This is a genomic window from Acinetobacter sp. HZNU-JH01 (genome assembly GCF_037996845.1).
In the GTDB taxonomy this organism is placed as follows: domain Bacteria; phylum Pseudomonadota; class Gammaproteobacteria; order Pseudomonadales; family Moraxellaceae; genus Acinetobacter; species Acinetobacter haemolyticus.
On record NZ_JBBMZX010000001.1, the window covers coordinates 1,625,092 to 1,650,658 of the forward strand.

Here is a 25,567-nt window from a genome sequence, read left to right on the forward strand (position 1 = left end):
AACCAACGACAGATTACTTAACTTGTTTAGATAAAATTACTTGCAGAATTCGCTGAGCAAGATCACGTGCAGCACCTTGATTAGTTTCAATAATATGATGTGCGACCTCACGATACAAAGGATCACGTGTCTCCAATAAGTCACGTAACTTCTGTTCTGGGTTTTCGACTTGTAATAATGGACGATTTTTGTCGCGATAGGTTCGCTGTAGTTGTAGCTCTACAGGAGTATATAGATAAACAACAATGCCTCGTTGTTTTAAAAGTTCTCGATTGGGTCGTTGGGTCACTGCCCCGCCACCTGTAGCCAAAACAAGTGAAGAGCGGGCAGTTAAATCATTCAACACATTTGTTTCACGCAAACGAAACCCCACTTCACCTTCTTTTTCAAAAATCCATGGAATCGTCGCCCCTGTTTTACGTTCAATTTCATGATCGCTATCCATGAAATCTCGTCCTAACAGTTCAGCTAAGTGTCGACCAACAGTTGTTTTTCCTGCCCCCATCGGCCCTACCAAATAGATATTTGGTAGGGATTCAAACGCTTTGCTTGGCAAAGGCGCCACCTATATTAATTGCAATTATTGAAAATATATTAATGATTTCTGGTCAAAGTGTCATTAACAATTCTCGGTGTCACAAAAATAAGCAGTTCACGTTTATTGTCTGTTTTCAGATCACGACGGAAAAGTCGTCCCACATACGGAAGATCACCTAAAAATGGCACTTTAATTTGTGAGCTGATATTTTCCTGCTCAAAAATACCACCAAGCACTACAGTTTCACCATTATCAACCAAAACATTGGTATCAATTGAATTCTTACTAATGGTTAATTGACCCGTTGGCGTTGGTGCGCCAGGTGCATCTTTTGCAATGTTAAGTTTCATCATGACTTTTCCATCGGGCGTAATGCTTGGAGTCACATCTAAGCTTAAAGTTGCATCAATGAACTCCGTTTTAGGTACCGCATTTGCGCCCCCACCCGTCGAAGATGCATAAGGAATTTTGGTTCCTGACTCGATCTTTGCAGGTTGCTTATCAGCAGTCATCACTTTAGGCGTTGAAATAACCTCACCAAAACCATCCGCCTGTACTGCAGAAAGTTCTAAATCCAACATAAAATCAGAGAGGCTAATTAAGCCAAAAGCAATACGACTTGCACCCGGAGTAACTGCACCCAAATCTACATTTAAATTATCAGGACGTTCGATTTCATATTTCCAACCACCAGTATCACTATCCTTTTTCGGCTCTCTCAAATTCCACAGCGTAGTGTCACTTCCACCGACTAATAAATCATTATTGCGGGTGACACCTTGAGATAAGATTCCCCACTTGACCCCCATCTCCCGAGTAAAGTCTGTGCTCGCCCGAACAATACGGGCTTCGATCATCACCTGTTTAACTGAAACATCTAACAGATCCACCATCTTACGGATCTTGTCAATATTTTGGGCAGTATCATTTACGATCAAAGTATTAGTACGCACATCTGCGACAGCACTACCTCGCGGACTCAATAAGCTTTCTAAAGCAAGTGAATCTGTGTTTGCTGTCCGATTGGACATACCAGCTTTACCATCACGAGAATCTTCGATCAGTTTTAAAATATCTGCTGCTTTTGCATAGCTCAGCTTGATATATTCAGATTGAATTGGTGCAAGCTTTACACTTTGAGCAATGGCTTTTGCCTCTTCTTCCTCAGCCTTAATCAACTCTGAAACTGGCGCGATCCATATCACATTACCATTACGACGCTTATCTAGATTTTTGGTCTTTAAGACGATATCCAAAGCCTGATCCCAAGGTACATCTTTTAGGCGTAAAGTAATATTCCCTTGTACCGTATCAGCAGCCACCATATTGATATTGGTAAAATCAGCAAGTAACTGCAGCACACGACGCACTTCAATATCTTGGAAATCTAAAGAAATCTTATTGCCAGTATAAGTTTGAGATTTTGCTTTTAATGGTGATTTTTCTTCAGGTCGCTTTAAACTAATCGTCAGTTTATTTTCAGCTTGATAAGCCATGTATTCATAACTACCCGCAGACTGAATGGTAATCACACCATTACCTTTATCATTATAGGCATCAATACTTGCTACAGGAGTCGCAAAATCATTGGTATTTAAACGACGTGCTAAATGGGTCGGAATTTTATTCCCCATCGTCCGCACAACGATTTTACTCCCTTGCTGCTGTACATCTACTGGCGTATTACTACCCAATAAATCAATCACAACTAGACCTTCACCTTGATTGCCACGTTGGAAACCAATATTTGAAACCCCTTGTTGTACTTGACGGGCAGTCGCAGATACAGGACTCGCAATAGCAGGACGCGCAGAATTAATTTTTAGAATAAAAGTATTACCTTCTACACGTGTGGTAAAAGCGCCTGCATCTTTCAAATTCACAATCACGCGAGAACGCTGGTCATCCGCAGCGACTTCTACTGAACTGGCTTCATTGGTTGCAACAGGTATAGAACTCTGCTTTAAGGTTTGTTTAGCTTTATCAAAATCCAAAATCAAACGAGAGGGTTGTTCAAGTTGATATGCCTGCGGCTGTGGTGGCAGACCATTAAACATGACACGAATTTCAGTCCCCTGATCAGCCAAACTCATTGGCACAATGTTGGTCATGTTCACTTGTGCTGATGCTACCTGCATCACTGCTATTGCGACAGCACCCATTGAAAATTGACGGAATGCACGATTCATGGTCTTCGCTTCCCCAAATAAAGAATCTTTAAACTGTTTTTTCATTGTTATTCCCTTAATCTTACGGCGCAGGTCCAATTAAAACGAGTGTTCTTGGTCTCTCAACATAACCCTCTCGCCCATCAGGAACGATTTCAACCAAATCGATTTGTGTTGGACTAATTTTAATAATCCGCCCCTGATTCATCCCCAGATAGCTTCCCACTTGCACCCGTTCAATCTGCCCATCTGGTGTTTGAATCAGTGCAATGGTTTCATTAGCACGGCCACGCATACTGCCTTTCATATTCAAAGACTCTAAGGCATAGCTTTCTAAAGGCTGAGGCTGGCGATTAAAATTAGGATAAACACGTTTACCTGCCATAATTTTTAATTCAGCCGCCAACGAACTTGGCATAAATGGACTTTTCAGTTGGTGTGCTGCGTAATTAAATAGAGGAACTGGCGTAAAAATAGGCGCAGGTTCAATCGGTAACGGTGGCTGATTACGGATTTCAGCCATTTTTTGATTCACCGCATCAATGCGAGAGTCACACCCCACTAACCCAAGACCAACGAATAATGTAAGTAATAATTTATAATTATTCATTAGCGTTGCCCTCCTGAAACAGCAGTGCTATCAACCTGATCATCCGCCCCAACATAACGATAAGTTTTTGCTTTAACCGTATAATGGACAACAGGGATATCAGATTTTTTCTGAGTATCTTCTTTCGCTTCGACGATAAAATCATGCAAAGTTACGATTCGAGGCAAAGCGGCAATACCTGTCGCAAAAGCACCGAAGGCATGATAATCGCCTGTTGCTTCCAGACTAATTGGTTGCTCAATGAAGAACTCTTGTCTAACTTCTTTTTCTAAACGAATATTTTTAAATTTCAGACCCGAATTTACCCCAGTTAAGTTCATATCCTCAACCAAACTCGGAATTTCAGTTTCTTTTGGCAACTGCTCAAGCTGTTGATTAAAATTCGCTTCCATTTCTTGCAATTGAGTTTGGTATTGCTGCAAGTTACGTAATTTAGATTCCTTTTCTCTAAACTCATTTAATAGACTTTGTTCACGCGCTTCAGCATTAGCTATCGTCTGTAGCTGCTTTTGGATCACAACGAAATAACCCAATGCCGCAACAGCGAGTAAAATAAAAATCCAACACGTCACTTTTACCGACCATGGCCAACTGCCATAGTTGTTCATATCTAAAGTATTAAATTGCTGAAAAAATTGCTCAACTGTCATTTTCTTTTTCTTTACAGCTGCGCCTTCTTGATTGAGATCATTTAGTTCATCTTGACTCATTGTGCGCCTCCCACTGTTACTGATGCAGCTGATTCTGAAGCAGGATCAGTTGTCACCGTGGTTCCAATTTCACCCAAGTCTACAGTAACAACGAAACTGCCATAATTTTCTTCGACACGAGGAACTAAAGAGCTAACGGCTTTATCTTTTTTCTCTTCTGATGCCAAAAACGAATTCATAAATGCGTTACGATACCAAGGTGAAGCTTCCAAATTTCGTAACAGCTCGGCAACGGTATTTGGACTCTCTGCTTTTCCTTCGATGGTAAATTTATCACCTGTACGCGTAAACTTAGTGATGTACATTGTTGGAGGGGTTACACGCACCAACTCATCAACCAAACGTACAATGACTGGTCGTTGTCCTTGCAGTCCTTGAATCAACTTCATGCGTTCAATAATCGCATTGCGACGCTCTTGCAATCCCTCTAATGACTTCAGTTGAACATCTAAGTTTTGATTGGTACTCACAATAAACTGGTTTGCTTGTTCTTGATCATTCAGCTTGTGATCAAAATACATCCATGCTGTAAATACAGATGCGATTCCTAAAGCAGCCACCCCAACACAAAATGCAATAAATTGTTTCTTTCTTTGTTCTCTTAGCTCATCACGCCAAGGGAGTAAGTTAATCTTTGCCATTAATCAAAACTCCTCAATGCCAAACCACATGCAACCATCAGTGAGGACGCATCATTTTCAATTTTTTTAATATCGATTTGTGGAGAAAACCCCATTTGTAAAAATGGATTGGCAATCGTTACTCGGTAACCTAATTTTTGTTGTAATAACTTCGCTAGACCGGGAATATTCGCATTTCCGCCTGCCAGCAAGATGTGATCAATTTCATTAAACTGAGATGATGAAAAGAAGAACTGTAGTGAACGTGCTGCTTGTTGTACCACTGCATCCAAGAATGGCTCTAATACTTCAATATCGTAATCATCAGGTAAGGTTCTTTCTTTTTTTGCACGACCGGCTTCTTCAAAAGATAAACCATAACGACTTTGAATATCTTGTGTCAGTTGACGTCCACCAAAAACCTGCTCACGCGTGTAGATAATTTTCCCTTTCTGCATAACAGACAAGGTGGTCATCGTATGGCCAATATCTAATATCCCAACAGTATTGGCACCCATCGGCAAGGTATCAGAAAAGACGCAGAATGCACGTTCCATTGCATAGCTTTCAACATCTGCTTTCTTTGCTGTTAAGCCAGCCAGTTCCAACACTTCAACACGGGTATCTACATTTTCAGTACGTGTTGCAACCAGAAGTACATTCACCCGATTTGGATTATTTAATCGATCAGGCAGGACTTCAAAATCAAGACTCACTTCATCTAATGGGAACGGAATGTATTGCTCAGCATCCATACGAATTTGAACTTCACGTTCTTCATCCGTCATGTCAGCATCCATTTCTATAATCTTATTAATGACCATAGATGTCGGAATTGCCATCGCAACATTACTGGTGTGAGGATTCGCAAGGTTCACCACTCTTTCAAGTGCATCACCTACCGCCTCTGGGTTCAGAATGCTTTTTTCCACCACACTATTTTCAGGCAGCGGCATCACAGCATAACTTTCAACCCAATATCTACCGTTCTTTACAGAGAGCTCCAATAATTTAACAGTTGTCGAACTAATATCGACCCCCACTAACCCCTTATTTGGTTTACGATATAACCTGAGCACAGTACTTTCCTATTTATTTTTTTATCCCCAAAAAATACAACATACTAATTTGTTTTGGTCTTTAATTAATACGGATACAATATCTCATCTAACAATCCGCATGTCTAAAGGATATACTGACCACAATTAGTTTGCCATTCGCTCTTATTAAAACTTACTTATTATGAAAAAGCTATCCAGTTCTGGTATTGTTCGCCCATTTTTTTTGATCCTTATTATTATCTTAGTCTCACTTCCAATGGGATTCTATGGCATGTATCTCTATCTGGCACCATCTCTGCCAGATATGAGCTCATTAAAAAAGGCGCCACTTATAAAACCATTGCAGGTCTATACAGCAGATAATCAACTTATTGCTGAATATGGCGGTAACCTTTCCATTCCTGTTGAATATGAGCAAATTCCACCCACCTTTATCCATGCGTTTCTGGCTGCAGAAGATTCTTCCTTTTTTGAGCATAGTGGTATCAGTTTTAAAGGTCTCGGGCGAGCGATAACCGAGTCAATTACTGGATCTGATGTGCAAACGGGCGGCTCAACGATCACCATGCAGGTTGCAAAAAATTATTATTTAAGTCCAGAACGAACACTACGACGTAAACTAACAGAAGTCTTTCTTGCCAGAAAAATTGAACAAAATCTAAGTAAACAAGAAATTCTCAGTTCGTATGTAAACAAAATCTTTTTAGGTAAAAACGCCTACGGAATCGCAGCAGCAGCACGAATTTATTACAACAAAGAGATTGATGATCTAAGTATTGCCGAAATGGCGATGATTGCAGGCTTACCTAAAGCCCCATCTCGCTATAACCCTGTTGCCAATCCACAACGCGCACTGGAGCGCCGTAATTGGATTCTTGGGCGCATGTTACAACTCGGCTATATTAATCAAAATCAATACCAAAAAGCCGTCGCAGAGCCGATTAACTTAAATATGGTTGATCGCTCAGTGAGCAATGTATTTCCGTATGTGGGCGAAATGGTCCGTGCTGAATTAGTCAAACACTTTGGTGAACAAGCAACAGATTCTGGCTATAAAGTTTATACAACCATTGACAGTAAACGCCAACGCTACGCGGAACAAGCCCTCCAAGATGGTTTAGAAGCTTATGATCGACGTCATGGGTGGCGTGGTGCTGAAGCTCACGATCAACCATTGAATCAATTTATGGCTTTTGCCAACACATTTCCGGCTCAAGTGACCAAAGTCAATAACAACTCCTTTGAAGCCTTATTACAAGACGGCTCAACGGTTACTGTAAATTGGTCGGGCATGTCATGGGTTCGCCCATACCGCAATGTGAATAGCGTAGGCGGAGCACCTTCGAATGCCTCACAAATTGTTAAGGTTAAAGATATTGTTCGTTTACGTCCAAATAGCGATAAAACAGCTTGGGCATTAACCCAAATTCCGCGGGTTCAAGGCCAATTGATTGCTCTAAATCCGAATGACGGCGCAATAGAAGCTGTTGTAGGGGGCTATAACTTTTATCATTCAAAATTTAACCGTGCCATCCAAGGCTGGCGTCAACCAGGTTCAACCATCAAGCCGTTCGTCTATGCCCTTGCATTAGAACGCGGCATGACGCCATATAGCATGGTCAATGATAGTCCAATTACCATTGGTAGATGGTCACCAAGAAACTCTGACGGCCGCTATCTCGGTATGATCCCGCTACGACGTGCTCTATATCTTTCTCGAAATACAGTTTCAGTACGTTTATTACAAAATGTTGGAATCGAGCGTACACGTCAGTTATTCATGGACTTTGGCTTACAAGAAGATCAAATTCCACGTAACTATACCATTGCCTTAGGAACGCCACAGGTACTGCCTGTACAAATGGCAACAGGGTATGCAACTTTTGCCAATGGTGGCTATCGTGTTCAACCGCATTTTATCCAACGTATCGAAGATGTCACTGGCAAAGTGATCTATACAGCCAAACCTGAATATGCATGTATTCCATGTATCAACAAGAATTCATCAGATGCCCAAGCTATAGCGCCAACAGATGAACAGCAAAGTAATGTTACTGAAATCACCAATCAAAGCCTAGAGCAAGACAATGCCGCTTCTGAAGTAATGGAAAATACAACTCAAACTGAACAAATGGTCAAAACCAACAGTGACTATCGTCAAGCACAACGCATCCTAAAATCCAGCTCTGCCTATGATATGGCTAACATATTGCGTGATGTTATTCAGCATGGTACTGGTCGGGCTGCACTTCGAATCGGTCGTGATGATTTAGGGGGTAAAACAGGGACAACCAACGATGCCAAAGATGCATGGTTCGCTGGTTTCAATGGAAATCTTGTCGCGGTTGCTTGGGTTGGATTCGACCAACCACGAACACTGGGCCGCAGAGAATATGGTGGAGTCGCTGCATTGCCAATTTGGACGAACTTTATGGCAAATGCTTTAAAAGACACACCGTCTGCATGGGTAAAATTGGACAAAGATGCCAAAGACCCGATCTCACATGATCAAATGCAAGTTCAGCAAAATCAGGATCGTAAAGAATACCGAGCATCTCCACCTTTGGCTCGTCCACTTTATCGCCCTGCGCCGCCAGCGCCCACCACTTCAGCTCAAAGTGATTTTTCAGATTTATCTGAAACGACATCCAATACTGAACAGACGATCACCCCTGCGCGCAGACAGCCTCCAAACATGGGCTCTACCACCCAGAACCCACCACAACAAAGAGAGCGTGATGGTATCGAGAATTTAATTAATCAAATTCAATAGTTTCAAGTTTTAACAGAACCAACAGTCATCAATTTGATGGCTGTTGGTTTTTTTCAAATACATAAATCTGAAAAGCAGCAATGACCGAAAATTGCTGTACTTGTTCTAGCTTCATACGTCGCTCAGGATTGGCTTTATAAGCATAAGGCGTCATTGCAATTAAGTTTTTTAATGCATATTGATCAAGCAACATTGGTGCTTCGACGCATTGTGATTGAACCAGCTTGAACTGTGCAGCTAACTGTTCCACAAATTTCTGAGGCTCATGCAAAGTTACTTGCTCGAACAAAGCTTCACGCAACTCATATAAATGTCTTGGTGCAGGTGTCACTACGATCAGATAAGCTTTCTCCCTTAATACACGAACAATTTCACTTTGAGGAATTGGGCTAAACAAGCTGGTACACACATCAATAGTGCGGTCTCGTACAGGCAAAGTTGCTCCTGTACCAACAACCCAAGTGACGTTCGCATTGAGCTTGGCTGCACGCTGTATCGCTGTTTTGGCAATGTCTACCCCAACACATTGATCTGTGCACCCTTGCATTGCGCTCGTATAGTACCCCTCACCACAACCGATATCTAAGACTGATTTAGGTTGTAGTTGCTGTAACAATGCAACCACCGCCTGTTGTAAAGGTTGATAAAATCCTTCCTGTAAAAATTCTCGACGCGCCAATACCGATTCAGGTGTATCTCCAGGTGTCTTACTGTGCTTATGCTGCACCACATGTAAATTGACATAGCCTTGTTTTGCCACATCATAACTATGACTATTCTCACATCGCCATGCATTTTCTGCCAAGTGTAGAGCTTGGCGACACACAGGGCACATCAATAAACTCATTCATTTTCTCCAAACATAAAAAAAGCTGGCATTTTCACCAGCTTCTTTCTTTGAATCGTGGTTTAACGTAATTTTAAGGTCATTAAACCTAAAACAACCAAGAAAATCGTAATAATCCAGAATCGAATGACCACCTGTGTTTCTTTCCATCCCTGCTTTTCATAGTGATGGTGCAAGGGTGCCATTAAGAACACACGCTTATTTCGCATACGCAATGAACCAATCTGCAAGAAAACAGAAATTGCTTCCATGACGAAAACACCGCCCATAATCGCAAATACGATTTCCTGACGCACCATCACCGCAATCGTACCTAACATTGCACCCAATGCTAAAGCGCCAACATCACCCATGAAAATCTGCGCAGGGTGGGCATTGTACCAAAGGAAAGCTAAACCAGCACCCACCATTGCTGAACAGATCACCACCAATTCAGAGGTATATTTGATGTAAGGAATATGTAGATAAGTTGCAAAGCGAACATCACCAGACAAATAAGCAAATACACCTAAACCAGCAGCAACCATGACAATCGGCATAATCGCCAAACCATCTAAACCATCAGTTAAATTAACCGCATTCGAAGCACCATTGATCACCAAGTAAGTAAAAGCAATAAATGCTAAACCGAGTGGAATTGCAGAAAGTGGAATTGAAAGATTTTTAAAGAATGGTATCAACAAGTCCAACATGTTTGCCGTATGCACAGGACTATCTTGTTGTTTTGCAATCACATAAAGCGCAACACCCGCCCCAAGTGCAGCAAGTGAAGTCCAAAAGAATTTTTTTCGAGCAGGTAAACCAGCATTGTCTTTATAGCGAATTTTGATCCAGTCATCTGCCCAACCGACTGCACCGAACACCACCATCACCCCTAACACGATCCAAACATAAGGGTTAGATAGATCAGCCCACAACAAGGTACTTATCCCGATGGAGAGTAAGATCAAAATCCCCCCCATCGTAGGTGTCCCCATTTTTTTAGCATGGTTTTCTGGAGCAAAAGAGCTGACCGCTTGACCATATTTTAATGCTTGTAATTTACGAATCATCATCGGCCCAAGGAACAACCCGATCATCAACGCGGTCAATACACTCAATAAAGAACGAAGTGTTAAATAACGAACAACTTGGAACGAGCTGTTATACCCGGCCAATTGTTCAAATAACCATAGCAACATTTAAAGTTTCTCCATCAAATCAGCCATCAACGTTTCCATATGGGTATAACGAGACCCTTTAAAGAGGAAACTCATTGACTGGGGTTGATGTGTTTGGACTAAATTAATTAAAAACGGTAGAGCGTCTGCTTGTGTTGCAAATGCATGTAAATTTTCTGCACATCCAGAACCTTGTTGTGCTGCTTCAGCAAATTCACCAACCACCACCAAATGATCTAAGGGCAACTCAATCAAATCACGACCCAAATCATGATGTTCCTGCCAACTACTATCGCCTAATTCCCCAATATCCCCCATCACCATCACTTTTAAACCCTGCTGTTGTAGCAAGACCTTTGCTGCGGCGCGCATTGAGGTAGGATTCGCATTATAAGTATCATCAATGAACAGATAACTTTGATGTTGAATAAAGTTCAAACGGCCCTTGGCCCCTTGGGCTTGCTCTAAACCTTGAACAATATCATCTAAAGGTATACCTATCGCTAATGCAAAGGCAGTTGCTGCTGTTGCATTCTGCACATTATGTGCACCAGCAAATGGGAGATTGACTGTTCTCGAGCCTTCTGGCGTATGGAGGTTAAATTGTGCGGACTGCGGATTCAGCTGAATCTCCGTTGCGTACACATCACCACCCTCACCAAAACTCAGGATTGGATGATTGCCTGCATTTTGACGAATAGTGGCGGTGAAATCATCATCTGAAGGAACAATGGCAGTCCCGCTAGGTAGGATATGTGCATAAATTTCGGACTTAGCACGACAAATTCCATCACGCCCTCCGAACTCACCCAAATGAGCAGTTCCAATATTCAAAATCCCTGCAACATGTGGCTGGACTAAATTAGACGTGTAATCTATCTCACCTTGGTGATTCGCACCCAATTCCATTACCGCAAATTGGTGCTCTGGGCGGAGCTCAAGCAACATCATCGGCACACCCAGATCATTATTCAGGTTGCCACGTGTGATTAAAGTCGGTGCTAAACGAGATAATATGCTGCCTAACATTTCTTTAGTGGTGGTTTTTCCACTGCTTCCTGTTAAAGCAATAACCTTTAACTGTTGATTTTGCTGACGACGATAAGTCCCTAAATGACCTAAAGCCAATCGAGTATCTTTGACAATCAACTGTGCAATATCTGAATCTATTGGACGCTCAACAATCGCAATTTGACATCCTTGAGCGGCAACTTGCGTAACAAAATCATGTGCGTCAAAACGCTCACCTTTTAAAGCCAGAAATGCATCGCCCATTTCCGCATGACGTGAATCCGTTAAAATACGCTTAATTTCACTCTTCGGAAGATTCTGCCGAAACCATTCCCCTTGAGTCGCTTGTTGTAATTGTTCTGCTGTCCACGCTTCTAATGGAACAGTACTGGTTGTTGAGGTATGCATGGTTTTTATTTACCTTTTAACGCTATTGTGCAGAATAAGCAGAATCTAAGGAATGTGGTTGGGCTGCTATCGCAGACTGCACCTCAACCACATCATCAAACCAATGACGCACGCCATCAATCTCCTGATAGTTTTCATGCCCTTTCCCTGCAATCACCACAATATCACCCGCTTGAGCTTGAGCAACGACAAATTTAATTGCTTCTCTACGATCATGAATTTCATGCATGAGATGCTCAGTAAAATTCATCCCTTGTTTCATGTCAGCAAAAATCTGTGCTGGATCCTCAGTTCTAGGATTATCCGAAGTCAAAATAACGGGATTAGCATGATCAAGTGCTGCTTGCGTCATCAACGGACGCTTGCCACGATCACGATCACCACCGCAACCAAATACAGCCCACAGTTGACCTGTAACATGTCGCTTCAAAGTTGTTAGCACTTGAATTAAAGCATCTGGCGTATGTGCATAGTCCACCACGAACAGGCGATTTGAGTCTTGAATCACTTGCATACGACCCGGCGCGCCTTGAAGTTGTGGCACAAATTCAACTAAATCCGCCAAGTCAAAGCCTGCACACTCAGCAGCAATTAAACTGGCCAATAAGTTTTCAACATTAAAATGCCCAAGCAATGGACTGTGAACTGCATATGAACCTGTTGGTGCCAACAGCGTAAAATTCGCGCCGCTCAAACGATACTCTAAAGCATCGATATGATAATCAGCCGTTGCTTGGGTTAAGGAGTACGTCAGAATTTTCGGTTGAGATGGATTGGCTTTAGCCGCATCTAACATGAGTTGGGCATATGCATCATCCAGATTAATCACCACTGCTTTTAAGGTCGTAAATTTGAAAAGCCGCGCTTTTGCTTCAGCATACGCTTCTAATGTACCGTGATAATCCAAATGGTCACGACTTAAATTACTGTAAACCGCCATTTCCAAATCGCAGCCATTCAGACGACCTTGCTCCAATCCATGTGAGCTTGCTTCCAATGCCACAAATCTTGCACCTTGTTTTGCATAATCATGCAAAGCATGTTGAAGTTGCAAAGCATCTAAGGTGGTATGGGTAGATGGTGTTAAATTGGGCAAAATACCATTACCCGTGGTGCCCATCACCGCACAACCTTTACCTTGCGAGCTAATCAACTCAGCAATCAGGCGTGAAATCGTGGTTTTTCCATTAGTACCTGTGACTGCAACACCGCATATAGGCTGTACAGGATCAATTGCCTGTAAATATTGCTTTTGCCATTCACCCATTTGATAACGGACATCTGGACACACCCATTCATTCACAAAGCCTAAAGCAGTTTCACTAATAACCGCCAATGCACCTGCATCCAGTGCATTTTGAGCAAACTGGCGTGTTTTTTCAGGTTGGCTATAACTGCTCAGAGCAATAAAAATTTGCCCCTTCTGAACCTTACGACTATCCAGACTAAAGCCTTGAAAAGGTTGTGTATACCAAACCGCATCTATGCTGATCGGATGTATCTGTTGAAAACTAATCGACATAATTTACCTACGGATTGGTTTTTATAGAAGTATCTAATGGTTTATCTAATGGTACATTTAGCAAACGTAATGACTCTTGCATGATCTTGGCAAATACAGGCGCTGCAACTAAACCACCATAATAACGACCTTGTGGATTCTCGACGACAACAATCATTGCCAAACGGGGATCACTTACAGGTGCAACACCTGCAAACAAGGCACGATATTCACTGTTCGAATAACCTTTTCGGTCAGCACGAAGTTTGTGTGCTGTTCCTGTTTTACCGCCGACGCGATAACCCGGAATAACAGCTTGTTTAGCCGTCCCACCAGGTAAGGTCACTTGTTCCAACATCATCAAGACTTGATCTGCAATCTTAGGGTCGAGCACCTGTCGCCCTTCAGGCACCTGATCGAGCTTATGAAGACTCAAAGGCATTTCCACGCCATGGTTTGCCAACATGGCATAACCTTGTGCAAGCTGTAAGATCGTCGCATTCAAACCATAACCATAGGCCATCGTACCTAATTGTGATGAGTTTAATTTATCGGCAGAATAGAGTAAGCCTGCACTTTCACCGGGGAATTTTACATCTGAGCGTTGACCAAACCCAGCTCGACGGAAGAAAGAAGGCAATGCCTCCTTCGGTAAAGATAATGCCAACTTGGCAGATCCAACATTTGATGACTTGACAATGATTCCTGTCAGCGTCAATGCGCCATAGTTATGTGTATCACGAATAGTATGCCAACCTAAACGCATTGTGCCCGGAGCGGTATTCACAATCGAGTTCGGTGTGTATTGACCACTTTCCAATGCCGCAGCAACGGTAAACGGCTTCATGGTTGAGCCTGGTTCAAACATATCAATTGCACCGCGGTTACGCATGGCATCTTTATTGCTCAAACCACCTTTGTCATTTGGGTTGTAAGAAGGCCAACTGGTCATCGCCAAAATTTCACCCGTTTTGACATCGACTGCAATCGCAGTGGCAGAGCGTGCATTATTTGCCACGCCCGCAGCAGTCAGCTCCCGATACATGATGTATTGCAAACGCGAATCGATACTAAGGGTAATATTTTCACCAGATTCGACTTCTTTAATCACTTCTGAAACTTTTAAGCGATTACCCTTTTTATCACGAATAATTTTTTGTTCGCCATCTACACCAGCAAGTCGAGTATTCAACTGCATTTCTAAACCTTCAATCCCCCGACCTTCACTATTGGTCAAGCCAATAATCTGGGCATTCGGTTGCGGTTGAGGGTAATAGCGCTTATAACTTTTCTCCGTATAAACACCCTGAAAATTATGTTGAAGAATCAAATCTGCTTGCTGTGGTGGTACTTCACGCTGTAAGACTAAATAACGAGATCGTGCACGATCCGTCATGTGTTTTTTCAGCGTTTTACGATCCATACCGACAACGTCAGCCAACTCATCTAAATTCAGATTTTTATTGGGTAATTGGCGTCTTAATCGACGATTATTCGGATCCTTTTTCAGTTCAGCAGTAATCTCATCAAATTGGGTCTTGGCATCCCAATAATCTCTTGGGTCAATCACAATTTTCATGATCGGTGTACTAATCGCCAAAGGAACGCCATGTCGATCACTGATCACACCGCGCATCGCCTCTAAACGTTCAGTACGCAAAATATTGGCATTGGCCTTATTCTGAAGAAAGTCCTTATTAATAACCTGTACATAGAAAGCACGTGCAACAATCACGATAAAACAAAGTAATACCGTTCCCCAAAGCAAATAAAACCTCCACATATCCAAAGCCAGTGTCGGTTTAGCAGAAATGGATTGCTGTTTTTTTCGTGTTGGTTTATTTCGCTTGTCTACCATACAGCGTGCCTTATTTATCTTGCTTTGAAGTCGTTGGTAAAGAAATCACAACCGTTTGGGATGCAGGTGGTGAAAACATACGGAGCTGAGTCACAGCACGAGAGCCGATTTGTGCAGTTGCGCCAAAAGTTTGCTGTTCAATCAGCAAACGTCCCCACTCTGCATTCAAGTCATCTCTTTCTCTCATTTGCGCACTCAAGTCACGATAGTCATGTCGGTATTCAAACACTTGAAATACCACCATCAATGCACTTGTGAACACCAGTGCAACGAGTACAGCATAAACAACGACTTTTTTAAGTCCAGTTTTGCTGCTTGTTATTACCTCGTCATCATTTTTGTTGTCCATTATTTGCCTTTTTTCTCTAAACGTTCTGCCACGCGCAACCATGCACTGCGTGAGCGAGGATTTGCTTTTACTTCTGCTTCACTCGCACGAATACGAGAGACTTTCTTTAAACGGCGGGTATCAATTTGCGCTTGAGGCATTCCCCAACCATGATCTTCAGCCAAACTCGACTCTTTTTGAATAAATTGTTTAATCAAACGATCTTCCAAAGAATGGAAGCTAATCACTGCCAATTGTCCTGTTGGTTTTAATAATTCTACAGCTTGCGGCAAAAATATCTCAATATCATCTAGTTCTTTGTTAATTGCGATACGAATCGCTTGGAAAGTTCGAGTTGCAGGATGTTTATGCTTCTCCCATTTAGGGTGAGCCACTTTAACAATCTCAGCGAGTTGAGCTGTAGTTGTAATTTCACCGGCCAACTTAATCGCCTTGGCAATACGTCGGCTATAACGCTCTTCACCATATTGGTAAATAATATTGGCTAATTTTTCTTCTTCAATTTCGAGTAACCACTCTGCGGCAGTCAAACCTTGAGAGTTATCCATACGCATATCAAGAGGACCATCTTGCATAAAGCTAAAACCACGCTCTGCTTGGTCAAGCTGAGGGGAAGATACCCCAAGATCCGCCATAATCCCGTCAACTTCAACAATACCAATCTTGGCTAACTCAGCTTGAATGTCAGCAAAACTAGCATGGATGATTTTAAAACGAGAATCTTCTTGTTCTAACTGAGCTGCAACCTCAAGTGCTTGTGGATCTTTATCAAAGGCATAAACACGCGCATTTGGATCAAGCTTGGAAAGCAACAACTTGGTATGACCACCACGACCAAAGGTTGCATCGACATAAACACCCGTGTCGCGACCTGCCAATACGCCATCAACCGTTTCGTGAAGTAAGACAGAAATATGCGACATAAGAGATAAATCAACAGCTAAAAATGTAACTGCACATTATCACCTTGTTTTAAGCCAGCACCAAACGACTTTTTGTAGAGAATTCTTAACTTTTCATAGGTAAAACCGTTTTTTATACCATTCAAGCTATCAATCCATGTTTTCTACACATTTGCTTGCTAAATTCACCTTGTATACAAAGTAGACGAACTATTATAGTTAGTAGGTATTAATAGCTATAAATTTTATTATTTTTGTAAAAAGTGTGACGTAGTTCTACTTTTTTATTAAGATTTATGTTTGAATCGTATTATTAAAGCAATACTATATTTGCTTAGTTAGTCTTTTAGACTCAATTAATGAAGGGGATGTTAGCAATGCGAGCATTAGAAATGAAAAAAACATTATGCCTCAGTTTATTTTTAGTATGTTCTGTGCAAATGGGACATGCTGCCGCAATTAAAGAAAATAACAACCTAAAAACTATGGAAAAAACTGCATCACCAATTGTGAAGGCACTTGACCAACAAAAACGCAATACTGCGATGTTACCATCTACAGATGATGAGCTCAAAATGTTAAATACCATTCGGACAACACCGACTCAAACATTTTTTGCCAGTCAACATGAACGCTTTTCACGTTTTGTACAGACGATATTCCAACCACATAGCTCTTAGTTTTTAAATATGTAACCCTTCACATGTTTAAATGAGCCTAGTCATGTTGTGACTAGGCTTTTTCGTTATAATAGCTTCAATTCTAATTTAACGTCCTGATTACCTATGAAAGTTCGTACCCGTATTGCTCCCTCTCCTACAGGTTTCCCACATGTAGGTACTGCTTATATTGCATTATTTAATTTATGTTTTGCGAAACAGCACGGTGGTGAATTTATTTTACGTATCGAAGATACAGATCAACTGCGTTCAACTCCTGAATCTGAAAAAATGATTTTAGACTCATTACGTTGGTTAGGTCTGAACTGGTCTGAAGGTCCTGATGTAGGTGGTCCACATGCACCTTATCGCCAATCAGAGCGGATGGGAATTTATAAACAATATGCGCTTGAATTGGTCGAAAAAGGTCATGCTTTCTATTGTTTCGCAACTGCAGAAGAACTCGATCAAATGCGTGCGGAACAACAAGCTCGTGGCGAAACGCCCAAATATGATGGTCGCGGCCTTAAACTCACACAAGAAGAAGTACAACAACGTTTAGCCGCAGGCGAACCACACGTTATTCGTATGAAAGTGCCAGAAGACGGTATCTGCAAAATCAATGATATGTTACGTGGTGAAGTTGAGATCCCATGGGCACAAGTAGACATGCAAGTGTTGTTAAAGACTGATGGACTACCAACTTATCATCTTGCCAACGTCGTTGATGATCATTTAATGCAAATTACACATGTATTACGTGGTGAAGAATGGTTACCATCAGCCCCTAAGCATCAATTACTGTATCAATACTTTGGTTGGGATATGCCAACGCTTTGTCACATGCCACTGTTGCGCAACCCTGACAAATCAAAACTCTCTAAGCGTAAAAATCCGACTTCTATCAATTACTATCGTGACATTGGTGTCTTACCTGAAGCCCTCCTCAACTATCTCGGTCGTATGGGATGGTCAATGCCAGATGAACGTGAAGTATTTACGCTGCAAGACATGATCGAGAACTTCGATGTACAGCGTGTTTCATTGGGTGGACCAATCTTTGATGTTGAAAAGCTTAACTGGCTCAATGGTCAGTGGATTAAGGGCCTAACACCTGGACAACTCCTAGATCGTTTATTGTCGTGGAAAAGTGATCGCCAAACCCTTGAAGATATTGCTGCCGCTATTCAGCCTCGTATCAACTTACTTTCTGAAGCTGTGAATTGGGCAGGTTTTTACTTCAATCACATGCCGCAAATCAGTAAAGAACAATTTGAAAGTAAGAAATTAACTGAAGAGCAAGTTCGCCAAAGTTTACAGTTTGCGATTTGGCGTTTAGAAAGTCAGTTTACGTGGAATAACGATACAGTGAGTCAAACCTTAATGGACTTGGCAAATCAAATGGAGATTAAACTGCGTGATTTCATGCCAGCATTCTTTATTGCAATTGCGGGTTCAACCAGCTCTACTCCTGTGATGCAGGCAATGTTTACACTTGGACCAGATTTAACCTTTGCACGCTTACGTCATGCCTTGGAAATTGTAGGCTCTCCAAGCAAGAAAGAATTGAAAGTTTGGGAAAAGTTAAATGAATCGCTAAAATTGCCGAAAAATGATGCAACTAGTGAGAATTAATTCAATTTAATCATTGACGTGTGAGGGTAATCACCCTAATATTGCCCTCACACAAACTGGGGCCATAGCTCAGTTGGTAGAGCGCTACAATGGCATTGTAGAGGTCAGCGGTTCGATCCCGCTTGGCTCCACCAAATTTTAAGATTAGAAAAGTAAAACTTTTCCTTAAAATTTAAGCAAATAGCTACGCTGTGCACAGGCAAGCTCAGTTTAAATGTGTACAATATTTTATTGAACACAAACCATGCCTCATCTGTCCCTATCGTCTAGAGGCCTAGGACATCGCCCTTTCACGGCGGTAACCGGGGTTCGAATCCCCGTAGGGACGCCATATTCTTTCTCTAATAATTATATTTTTCTCACAATCTTTCCATTAATCGGATTGCACATTTCCGAATTTTACATAAAATAGCCGCTTCTCCATGTTTGGACAAATTGTCGTATGCAATCTTCCAACTCAAATACTCATCAGGATCAAAATGCGCCACAAACATTAAAACGCGCAATGAGTACTCGCCACTTAGTGATGCTATCTCTCGGTGGTGCGATTGGTACAGGGCTATTCTTAGGTTCGGGTGAAGTTATCGCCCAAACAGGACCGATTGGTGCAATTCTCGCTTATATTCTAGGTGGTTTAATCGCCTACATGGTGATGTTGTGCCTCGGTGAACTTGCCGTACATATGCCTGTAGCAGGGTCCTTCGGTACATACGCCAAACACTATATTGGTCCAGGCACAGGGTATATGGTCTCTTGGCTATACTGGCTCACTTGGACAGCAACCTTAGGTACAGAATTTACCGCTGCGGCTCTGCTCATGCAGGAATGGTTTCCACATATTTCGATGTGGATTTGGACCATTATTTTTGCAGTGACTATTTTCGGGCTAAATCTGAGTTCTACTCGCATCTTTGCAGAATCTGAGTTTTGGTTAGCTTTGGTTAAGGTTGTGACCGTCATTGCCTTTATTATCCTTGGATTGCTAGCCATTTTTGGTCTAATTCCTTTCGAAGGCAAAGAATCTGCTCCGTTGTTTCATAACTTGACCTCACACGGTTGGTTTCCTCAGGGTCTCATTCCAATTTTTACCACAATGCTGATTGTTAACTTTGCCTTCTCTGGCACAGAGTTGATTGGGGTCGCTGCGGGTGAAACTAAAGATCCAGCTGTAAATGTACCTAAAGCGATTAATGCAGCGATTTGGCGCTTATTAATTTTCTTTGTGGGTACCATTATCGTCATTAGTGCCTTATTGCCTTTTGAAATTGCAGGCTTGGGCGGTGAAGGCGTTAGTAGCAGCCCGTTCGTCACGGTATTTAATTATATTGGTATCCCATATGCAGATGACATCATCCGTTTTGTGATTATTACCGCATTACTTTCTGCAGCGAACTCAGGGCTTTATGCAGCATCACGTATGATGTGGTCTCTATCGGATCAACGCCAACTGCCAAGTATTTTCTCAAAATTATCTAAGGGCGGCACGCCGATTATCGCGCTTGTGGTGACCATGTTTGGTGCGATACCAGGGCTTTTATCAGAACACTATGCGCCTGAAACCATCTTTAAAAATCTCTTAGGTGTTGCTGCATTTACCATGGTAATCGTATGGATGTGTATTTGTTGGAGTCAATTTAACTTTAGACGCCAATGGTATAAAGCGGGTTATACGGCAAAGGATTTGAAATTTGCTGCGCCACTATATCCAATCGTGCCAATCTTAGGTTTTGTTTTCTGTACAATTACAGGGTTAAGTATGGCCGCAGATCCAGAAATGCATGCTGGTTTTATTGCTTGTTTAATCTTTATCGCAGGATGTTATTTGAGCTATTACATGTTCTACCGTGATCGCACATAATAAGCACCTATAAAAAAAATGCAGCTTAGTCTGCATTTTTTTATACCACCATAAAATCAGAATGATCATAAATTTAGATATAACTGCTTATTTTTGATTATTTATTCCTCAATATGTTTTATTTTTAGACACTCATTCTATTTTTTTAAATTTTATGCGGAAAAGTGTTTGACACCCCACTTAATTCACCCTAATATACGCCCACCTCTGAAACGTCCCTATCGTCTAGAGGCCTAGGACATCGCCCTTTCACGGCGGTAACCGGGGTTCGAATCCCCGTAGGGACGCCAATTTATAGTTTCAGATGTATGCCTCATATAAGTCCCTATCGTCTAGAGGCCTAGGACATCGCCCTTTCACGGCGGTAACCGGGGTTCGAATCCCCGTAGGGACGCCAAATTCTAGAAAGCCACTGCATGACAGTGGCTTTTTTCTATCTATATGTTGTATTTGCTATTCGATACCAATACCAACTTGCACTTCCAAACGTCCTGATTGAACACGCAACCCACGAATTTCAAATTGATCAACCAACTGCTGTACCAACTCACGGCTTTCTTGCAAAATATTCAAACCAGGTAAAATACTAAAGTCGGTTAAATTTAATAACTTATCAACCATCCATGAACGATTGTTAATAAAGTCAATAAAACCTGCTTCTTCAAGATCGATATACCAAATGCGATGCCCTTCTTTTTGAATACCAGGCACATCACGAATCAAATGATTGATCAGAAAAGGAATAGGTAATGAATTAATCAGATCAAAACTGATATTACCAACTCGCCGTGTTGCCCAGTTGGTGAGTGTACCGCCATGACGAACTTGTAGATCTAGATGTTCGTCAACCTGACGCAATCGCAGATATTTTTCTTGACCGATACGACACTCCAAGACATTAAACTCAAGTGATAAACGGTACAAGAAACGATGATAATGCCCATCCAATTCAATGTGAAAGCGATCATTTCCACACTCGACTTTAATATCATCGATCTCACTGCGATCAATCCGCTTTCTAATCTGATTATTGAGTAACATTTCGGGAAGATACAAGGTTAGGCTGCTTCGCCCCAACGAAGCACGAGCCATACTCAATGCAACTTGACGTGCTGCTTCACTGGTTTCAGTCACCATACCGCGCACAGAGTTTCGTACCCCCTCTACACCACGTTTAGTATGATGCGTGACGTGATCTAAAGCATCTAATGCTGCATCAGCCACCTCTGCGATATTACGAGATGTATCACTGGCAAACTCTACCGCATCCTGTGCGTGTTGTAGCGTTTTATTAATTAGGCGACGTGACAATGATGGCTTCTCATCAGATGATGCTGTGTCGGCAGGCATAATATCGAACATTGCCTTTTTATCATCTTGTCGATTCAAGATGTTCTCCCTCTTCCCTTTCTTACTCGTTCATTGTTATTCGTGACGATTCACTTTTTGAACAGTTCGAATCTTTCTTTCTAGATTAGCATGCAACAGAAAGCGATTTGCTTATTTTTGTTGCATAACATCAAGTTTTTAACCACTCAACATTGAGTTTTATTTTACCTACTGGTCATCATGCTGTTGTACAGGAGATATAGCGACCGTTGGTTGTACCATGACAATCTGTTTTAAACGGATTTGTCTATAGTGTTCTAAACTTCGCTGTAACTGTGCGATCTTTTCTTCTCCCTCATCCAAATGAAAATGTTTCAATTCCCTTAAGCTCACCCACGCAGCCTGTATTTTTTCGAACTCTGTGCCTTTGTCCAATTTTCGTTGTAACCAAACACATAAATCCTGTGCTCGTTGTTGCTTCTCGTATTGATAAGCAAATAATCCACTGGATAAAGTCATGTTATTCAATTGCTCACCCAAATGTTTTTGCATTTCCTGCACTTGTCGAGCTTGTTGGTCAGCGAACGGATAAAGAATAGTTTGTTGAAACCAAATCGCTAACCCAATCATTTCCGCAACCAACGCATCACGCTGCGCATACAATATAGACCGCTCAGGATGATGCTTATCAAGTCGAGCATCGCCTAGATAGGCCACTAAGCCTTGATTAAGAATAGTTTGAATGTCACCAAGTTCCAATGACGAAGTTGTCTTAAGCTGATGATCATTCAGCAACTCATGTAGTTGATTGCTTTGTAATGATTGAGTGACTAATGAAAGTGCTCGATTGTTTTGACTGAGCAATAGCCATAAATTCCCCAAAAGATGTGTCGAGACCGTTTGCTCAATTGATGATGATCCACATAGGCGCTGCATTGCAGCTTGCATGAGATCAGATTGAATTAAACTTTCTACAATATGTGAATCCATTAATAACTGGGGCGCACTTTCGATCACCTGCTGGCTGTAAGGAATATCGACATTTTTGCTCCCGAATATCCCACCCATCGATTTGCCTATAGCATTTAAACTGCGTCCAACATCTGCTAACACATGCGTTTCTACAGCGCGGCTTTGGAGAGTCGCAGGTGGTAAAAATGCGGTGACTGCATTTTGAATAGTTTTTCGATAGGCTTTTTGATCAATTGGCTTTTTATAGCGACATAGCAGATCAATCGCATAAGCCACATCACTTACATCAGCTCGATATTGTTGTTGCCGTTGAATCAAACAATTTACATAAGCAAAAAAAGCCACTTCATTGGGTTGGGTCGCATATTGCATTGCCCATTCATATTGTTCGATTGCCTGAGTATATTGTTCTGCACCAGCATAAGATTTTGCCAAAGCAATCGCATGTTGAGTGCTAGGATAATGCTGCTGAAAATACTTTAACAAATCAATTTTAGGTGCTTGATCTAAGCACTGATCCAGCTGTCGTAGATACGCATTGATTTGCTGCTGTGTGGGATGTAAAACCACGAAGTTCAAGAGATACATCAAGCACTGTTCATACCAAGCATATTTCCGTGCATGCATTTCATAAGCAGCGATCAACTCTGTCTCGATCAATTCGATCAATTGCGTTGAGTAAAAGATGTCTTCTGCTGTCTCATGTTTAAATTTCCATTGCTTTGGCAATGACATTTTAAATAAACGTAAAATAAAGTGAGCACTCAGATCTGGGCTTTCCATAGTGACTAACATGAGTTTGTTTTGTGTGGAAAGATGTGCTTTTCCTTTGGCAATCCGTGCCAAACGTAATTTGAGAATTTTGGTCGGTAACATGCCTTTCCTTGCGCACTATTCAGCCAATTTAGCTTCAACTTAGCATGAGTTCATGTCGATTAGCGACCATGTTTAGACGAGATGCAGGTGGGTTTAAAATAGTGAAATAAAGACTTGAGCAATTCTCTCCCCTTTCGGTCATCTAAATTTGACGATTTAAACATTTCTAGATTTTAGCTTTTGCGGTTTTTTCGCTAAACTACTCAAAACACAATAGGAAAAATCTATGCAATACCGTTGTCCTAAATGCCAAAGCGTAAAAATAATGCCTGCCAGTCAGGGTGCAAATAGTCCACGCCCTAACGTGCCAAAAAGCTTAGTTCTTTTGGTTCCTGCTATTTTTATTTTACTGATCTTGGTACTGATTAGTATTGCCATGTGGATTTTTGGTAATGGTGCAGGTCAAGGGCTTCAAATCACAACGATTGTAGTATTTGTGATCTGTGTGATTGCAGGTGGTTTATTTTGGCGTGATCTACCAGATTTTAAAATTTCAATGCAAGCTTTCATGCAAGCACAAAAACATTGGAAATGCCGTGACTGTGGCCATGACTGGCACAACTAAGTACCGTCAAAAATTCACATCAGCTTAATGCTGATGTGAATGATCTGTATCAGATTTGGCATCATGTTGATGTGTGTGTTCACAATTCATTTCTGCATCATCTTCGATTTGTATCGTCATTTCCCTGATTTCATGTTGATGTGCCAACATTTCCGTGGCCGCTCGATGTAATTGATTACGATCGGCATGAGGTGCAAATAGATGGACCGTCAGATGAATATTTTTAGAAGTAATCGCCCACACCTTAAGTTGATGAATGCTTTCAACGCCATCCAATGCCAATAAATCATTCCTTAATTTTTCAATATCGATTTCTTCAGGTACGCCTTCCAATAAGATATTGATACTCTGCTTCAATAAAATCCATGTTCTCGGAAGTACCCAGAATCCAATTGCAACCGCAATAATCGTATCCACCCAATACCAATTGGTGTAATAAATCACGATTGCACCCACAATAACGCCGACTGACCCCAAAGCATCACTGAGTACTTCTAGATATGCACCTTTGATATTTAAACTCTCTGAAGCACTGGACATCAACATTTTCATCGAGATCAGATTCACCACTAAACCCAGTGATGCCACAATCAGCATACCTAAACTATTAATTTCAGGTGGTTGAGTAAAACGCTGATAGGCTTCATACAAAATATACATCGCAACAAAAAACAGCATACAGGCGTTAAATAATGCCGCGAGAATTTCAAAACGCTGATAACCAAAGGTACGTTTATTATCTGCTGGTCGTTTTGCGATTTGGATCGCAGCCAAAGCAATCGCCAGTGCAGCAGCATCTGTAAACATATGTGCAGCATCGGACAACAGTGCTAAACTTTGTGTGATTAAACCTGCAATCACTTCTACAACTAAAAACGTTGATGTCAGAATAAGTGCGATTGTGAGTTTTTTTATATTGCCTTCAGTTACAGCTGCATGGCTGTGATCATGACCTTGATGTCCACTCATGTTGGACTCCTTATAATTATGTAAGCAAGAATATTGATTTTATCTTGCTACACTGCCTCGAATTAAAGGTTAAATCAAATACATTATGTATAGGCGTTTTCCTACTTTGAAGGATCAAAGTAGGCAAAATCCCTTGTTAGACAGAGGGTACATCCCTGTAAACCCTGTCTAACAGGCGGCATCCTTGC

The 25,567-nt window shown here is 41.5% G+C and carries 21 protein-coding genes and 4 tRNA genes; 9 read left to right on the forward strand and 16 right to left on the reverse strand.

The features are described from left to right. Window positions 1–13 precede the first annotated feature (13 nt). From aroK to AAC851_RS07815, 6 genes are all read right to left on the reverse strand, one after another. Window positions 14–556 carry a shikimate kinase AroK gene (aroK, locus tag AAC851_RS07790; protein ID WP_005087029.1) on the reverse strand — a complete coding sequence of 181 codons (543 nt, stop codon included), beginning with the start codon at window positions 554–556 and terminating at the stop codon, window positions 14–16. A gap of 38 nt (window positions 557–594) precedes the next feature. Continuing rightward, the gene (gene pilQ / locus AAC851_RS07795) at window positions 595–2,727 is read right to left on the reverse strand and encodes a type IV pilus secretin PilQ family protein (protein WP_167365854.1); all 2,133 of its coding nucleotides are present in this window, start codon (window positions 2,725–2,727) and stop codon (window positions 595–597) included. 61 nt (window positions 2,728–2,788) lie between these two features. Further along, complete coding sequence (locus AAC851_RS07800; protein WP_005088514.1) at window positions 2,789–3,316, reverse strand: pilus assembly protein PilP; 528 nt, start codon at window positions 3,314–3,316, stop codon at window positions 2,789–2,791. Further along, a complete protein-coding gene (locus tag AAC851_RS07805) occupies window positions 3,316–4,026 on the reverse strand; it encodes a type 4a pilus biogenesis protein PilO (RefSeq protein WP_005088515.1) in 711 nt (236 codons plus the stop codon). The genes AAC851_RS07800 and AAC851_RS07805 overlap by 1 nt, the downstream gene beginning before the upstream one ends. Continuing rightward, a complete protein-coding gene (locus AAC851_RS07810) occupies window positions 4,023–4,667 on the reverse strand; it encodes a PilN domain-containing protein (protein ID WP_004641325.1) in 645 nt (214 codons plus the stop codon). The genes AAC851_RS07805 and AAC851_RS07810 overlap by 4 nt, the downstream gene beginning before the upstream one ends. Beyond that, on the reverse strand, window positions 4,667–5,725 hold the full coding sequence (locus tag AAC851_RS07815; RefSeq protein ID WP_004641327.1) for a pilus assembly protein PilM: 1,059 nt from the start codon (window positions 5,723–5,725) through the stop codon (window positions 4,667–4,669). Before AAC851_RS07815 ends, AAC851_RS07810 begins: the two co-directional genes overlap by 1 nt. A gap of 163 nt (window positions 5,726–5,888) precedes the next feature. On the opposite strand from AAC851_RS07815, the gene ponA reads away from it, so the two are divergent. Continuing rightward, window positions 5,889–8,480: a penicillin-binding protein PBP1a gene (gene ponA, locus AAC851_RS07820; RefSeq protein WP_026070395.1), complete on the forward strand. Its 2,592-nt coding sequence runs from the start codon at window positions 5,889–5,891 to the stop codon at window positions 8,478–8,480. A 28-nt stretch (window positions 8,481–8,508) separates the two neighbouring features. On the opposite strand, the gene AAC851_RS07825 is transcribed toward ponA, so the two are convergent. From AAC851_RS07825 to rsmH, 7 genes are all read right to left on the reverse strand, one after another. Beyond that, a complete protein-coding gene (locus tag AAC851_RS07825) occupies window positions 8,509–9,327 on the reverse strand; it encodes a putative RNA methyltransferase (protein ID WP_340600718.1) in 819 nt (272 codons plus the stop codon). A 62-nt stretch (window positions 9,328–9,389) separates the two neighbouring features. Continuing rightward, entirely contained in the window at window positions 9,390–10,508 is a 1,119-nt protein-coding gene (mraY, locus tag AAC851_RS07830; RefSeq protein WP_005087040.1) for a phospho-N-acetylmuramoyl-pentapeptide-transferase, read from the reverse strand. Next, window positions 10,509–11,906 carry a UDP-N-acetylmuramoyl-tripeptide--D-alanyl-D-alanine ligase gene (locus AAC851_RS07835; protein ID WP_340600719.1) on the reverse strand — a complete coding sequence of 466 codons (1,398 nt, stop codon included), beginning with the start codon at window positions 11,904–11,906 and terminating at the stop codon, window positions 10,509–10,511. Window positions 11,907–11,928: 22 nt separating this feature from the next. Then, a complete protein-coding gene (locus tag AAC851_RS07840) occupies window positions 11,929–13,428 on the reverse strand; it encodes a UDP-N-acetylmuramoyl-L-alanyl-D-glutamate--2,6-diaminopimelate ligase (protein WP_340600720.1) in 1,500 nt (499 codons plus the stop codon). Window positions 13,429–13,435: 7 nt separating this feature from the next. After that, window positions 13,436–15,265: a penicillin-binding protein PBP3 gene (gene ftsI / locus AAC851_RS07845; RefSeq protein ID WP_004641338.1), complete on the reverse strand. Its 1,830-nt coding sequence runs from the start codon at window positions 15,263–15,265 to the stop codon at window positions 13,436–13,438. Window positions 15,266–15,275: 10 nt separating this feature from the next. Next, window positions 15,276–15,614 (reverse strand): cell division protein FtsL, encoded by a 339-nt coding sequence (gene ftsL, locus AAC851_RS07850; RefSeq protein WP_004641340.1) that lies wholly within the window; start codon window positions 15,612–15,614, stop codon window positions 15,276–15,278. Beyond that, window positions 15,614–16,537: a 16S rRNA (cytosine(1402)-N(4))-methyltransferase RsmH gene (gene rsmH / locus AAC851_RS07855; RefSeq protein WP_340600721.1), complete on the reverse strand. Its 924-nt coding sequence runs from the start codon at window positions 16,535–16,537 to the stop codon at window positions 15,614–15,616. The genes ftsL and rsmH overlap by 1 nt, the downstream gene beginning before the upstream one ends. 419 nt (window positions 16,538–16,956) lie before the next feature. Between rsmH and AAC851_RS07860 the strand changes: the two genes are divergently transcribed. From AAC851_RS07860 to AAC851_RS07890, 7 genes are all read left to right on the forward strand, one after another. Then, on the forward strand, window positions 16,957–17,196 hold the full coding sequence (locus AAC851_RS07860) for a DUF4179 domain-containing protein (RefSeq protein ID WP_445290557.1): 240 nt from the start codon (window positions 16,957–16,959) through the stop codon (window positions 17,194–17,196). A gap of 105 nt (window positions 17,197–17,301) precedes the next feature. Further along, window positions 17,302–18,810, forward strand: coding sequence for a glutamate--tRNA ligase (gene gltX, locus AAC851_RS07865; protein WP_340600723.1), 1,509 nt, complete (start codon window positions 17,302–17,304; stop codon window positions 18,808–18,810). A gap of 58 nt (window positions 18,811–18,868) precedes the next feature. Continuing rightward, window positions 18,869–18,944: transfer RNA gene (locus AAC851_RS07870), tRNA-Ala, on the forward strand. Between the two features lie 121 nt (window positions 18,945–19,065). Beyond that, window positions 19,066–19,141, forward strand: a tRNA-Glu gene (locus AAC851_RS07875). Between the two features lie 111 nt (window positions 19,142–19,252). Beyond that, window positions 19,253–20,668, forward strand: a complete 1,416-nt coding sequence (locus tag AAC851_RS07880) for an amino acid permease (RefSeq protein WP_340600724.1) — start codon at window positions 19,253–19,255, stop codon at window positions 20,666–20,668. Between the two features lie 214 nt (window positions 20,669–20,882). After that, a tRNA-Glu gene (locus tag AAC851_RS07885) sits at window positions 20,883–20,958 on the forward strand. A gap of 31 nt (window positions 20,959–20,989) precedes the next feature. Then, a tRNA-Glu gene (locus AAC851_RS07890) sits at window positions 20,990–21,065 on the forward strand. 56 nt (window positions 21,066–21,121) lie between these two features. On the opposite strand, the gene AAC851_RS07895 is transcribed toward AAC851_RS07890, so the two are convergent. Both AAC851_RS07895 and AAC851_RS07900 read right to left on the reverse strand, forming a co-directional pair. Continuing rightward, entirely contained in the window at window positions 21,122–22,057 is a 936-nt protein-coding gene (locus AAC851_RS07895) for a hypothetical protein (RefSeq protein ID WP_004641354.1), read from the reverse strand. Window positions 22,058–22,225: 168 nt separating this feature from the next. Continuing rightward, on the reverse strand, window positions 22,226–23,845 hold the full coding sequence (locus AAC851_RS07900) for a hypothetical protein (RefSeq protein ID WP_340600725.1): 1,620 nt from the start codon (window positions 23,843–23,845) through the stop codon (window positions 22,226–22,228). A 226-nt stretch (window positions 23,846–24,071) separates the two neighbouring features. Between AAC851_RS07900 and AAC851_RS07905 the strand changes: the two genes are divergently transcribed. Further along, window positions 24,072–24,410 carry a hypothetical protein gene (locus AAC851_RS07905; protein ID WP_004641358.1) on the forward strand — a complete coding sequence of 113 codons (339 nt, stop codon included), beginning with the start codon at window positions 24,072–24,074 and terminating at the stop codon, window positions 24,408–24,410. A gap of 24 nt (window positions 24,411–24,434) precedes the next feature. Here the strand turns inward: AAC851_RS07905 and AAC851_RS07910 are convergent, their stop codons facing one another. Next, window positions 24,435–25,379 carry a cation diffusion facilitator family transporter gene (locus tag AAC851_RS07910; protein ID WP_005087053.1) on the reverse strand — a complete coding sequence of 315 codons (945 nt, stop codon included), beginning with the start codon at window positions 25,377–25,379 and terminating at the stop codon, window positions 24,435–24,437. Window positions 25,380–25,567: the final 188 nt, after the last annotated feature.

Excerpts from the sequence above, each read along its gene's own strand:
- AAC851_RS07880 (WP_340600724.1), top strand. The coding sequence starts at position 19,253 with ATGCAATCTTCCAACTCAAATACTCATCAGGATCAAAATGCGCCACAA.
- rsmH (WP_340600721.1), bottom strand. The coding sequence starts at position 16,537 with ATGTCGCATATTTCTGTCTTACTTCACGAAACGGTTGATGGCGTATTG.
- AAC851_RS07810 (WP_004641325.1), bottom strand. The coding sequence starts at position 4,667 with ATGGCAAAGATTAACTTACTCCCTTGGCGTGATGAGCTAAGAGAACAA.
- pilQ (WP_167365854.1), bottom strand. The coding sequence starts at position 2,727 with ATGAATCGTGCATTCCGTCAATTTTCAATGGGTGCTGTCGCAATAGCA.
- AAC851_RS07825 (WP_340600718.1), bottom strand. The coding sequence starts at position 9,327 with ATGAGTTTATTGATGTGCCCTGTGTGTCGCCAAGCTCTACACTTGGCA.
- gltX (WP_340600723.1), top strand. The coding sequence starts at position 17,302 with ATGAAAGTTCGTACCCGTATTGCTCCCTCTCCTACAGGTTTCCCACAT.
- AAC851_RS07905 (WP_004641358.1), top strand. The coding sequence starts at position 24,072 with ATGCAATACCGTTGTCCTAAATGCCAAAGCGTAAAAATAATGCCTGCC.
- ponA (WP_026070395.1), top strand. The coding sequence starts at position 5,889 with ATGAAAAAGCTATCCAGTTCTGGTATTGTTCGCCCATTTTTTTTGATC.
- AAC851_RS07805 (WP_005088515.1), bottom strand. The coding sequence starts at position 4,026 with ATGAGTCAAGATGAACTAAATGATCTCAATCAAGAAGGCGCAGCTGTA.
- AAC851_RS07840 (WP_340600720.1), bottom strand. The coding sequence starts at position 13,428 with ATGTCGATTAGTTTTCAACAGATACATCCGATCAGCATAGATGCGGTT.
- AAC851_RS07800 (WP_005088514.1), bottom strand. The coding sequence starts at position 3,316 with ATGAATAATTATAAATTATTACTTACATTATTCGTTGGTCTTGGGTTA.
- AAC851_RS07860 (WP_445290557.1), top strand. The coding sequence starts at position 16,957 with ATGGGACATGCTGCCGCAATTAAAGAAAATAACAACCTAAAAACTATG.
- AAC851_RS07835 (WP_340600719.1), bottom strand. The coding sequence starts at position 11,906 with ATGCATACCTCAACAACCAGTACTGTTCCATTAGAAGCGTGGACAGCA.
- AAC851_RS07900 (WP_340600725.1), bottom strand. The coding sequence starts at position 23,845 with ATGTTACCGACCAAAATTCTCAAATTACGTTTGGCACGGATTGCCAAA.
- ftsI (WP_004641338.1), bottom strand. The coding sequence starts at position 15,265 with ATGGTAGACAAGCGAAATAAACCAACACGAAAAAAACAGCAATCCATT.
- AAC851_RS07910 (WP_005087053.1), bottom strand. The coding sequence starts at position 25,379 with ATGAGTGGACATCAAGGTCATGATCACAGCCATGCAGCTGTAACTGAA.
- ftsL (WP_004641340.1), bottom strand. The coding sequence starts at position 15,614 with ATGGACAACAAAAATGATGACGAGGTAATAACAAGCAGCAAAACTGGA.
- mraY (WP_005087040.1), bottom strand. The coding sequence starts at position 10,508 with ATGTTGCTATGGTTATTTGAACAATTGGCCGGGTATAACAGCTCGTTC.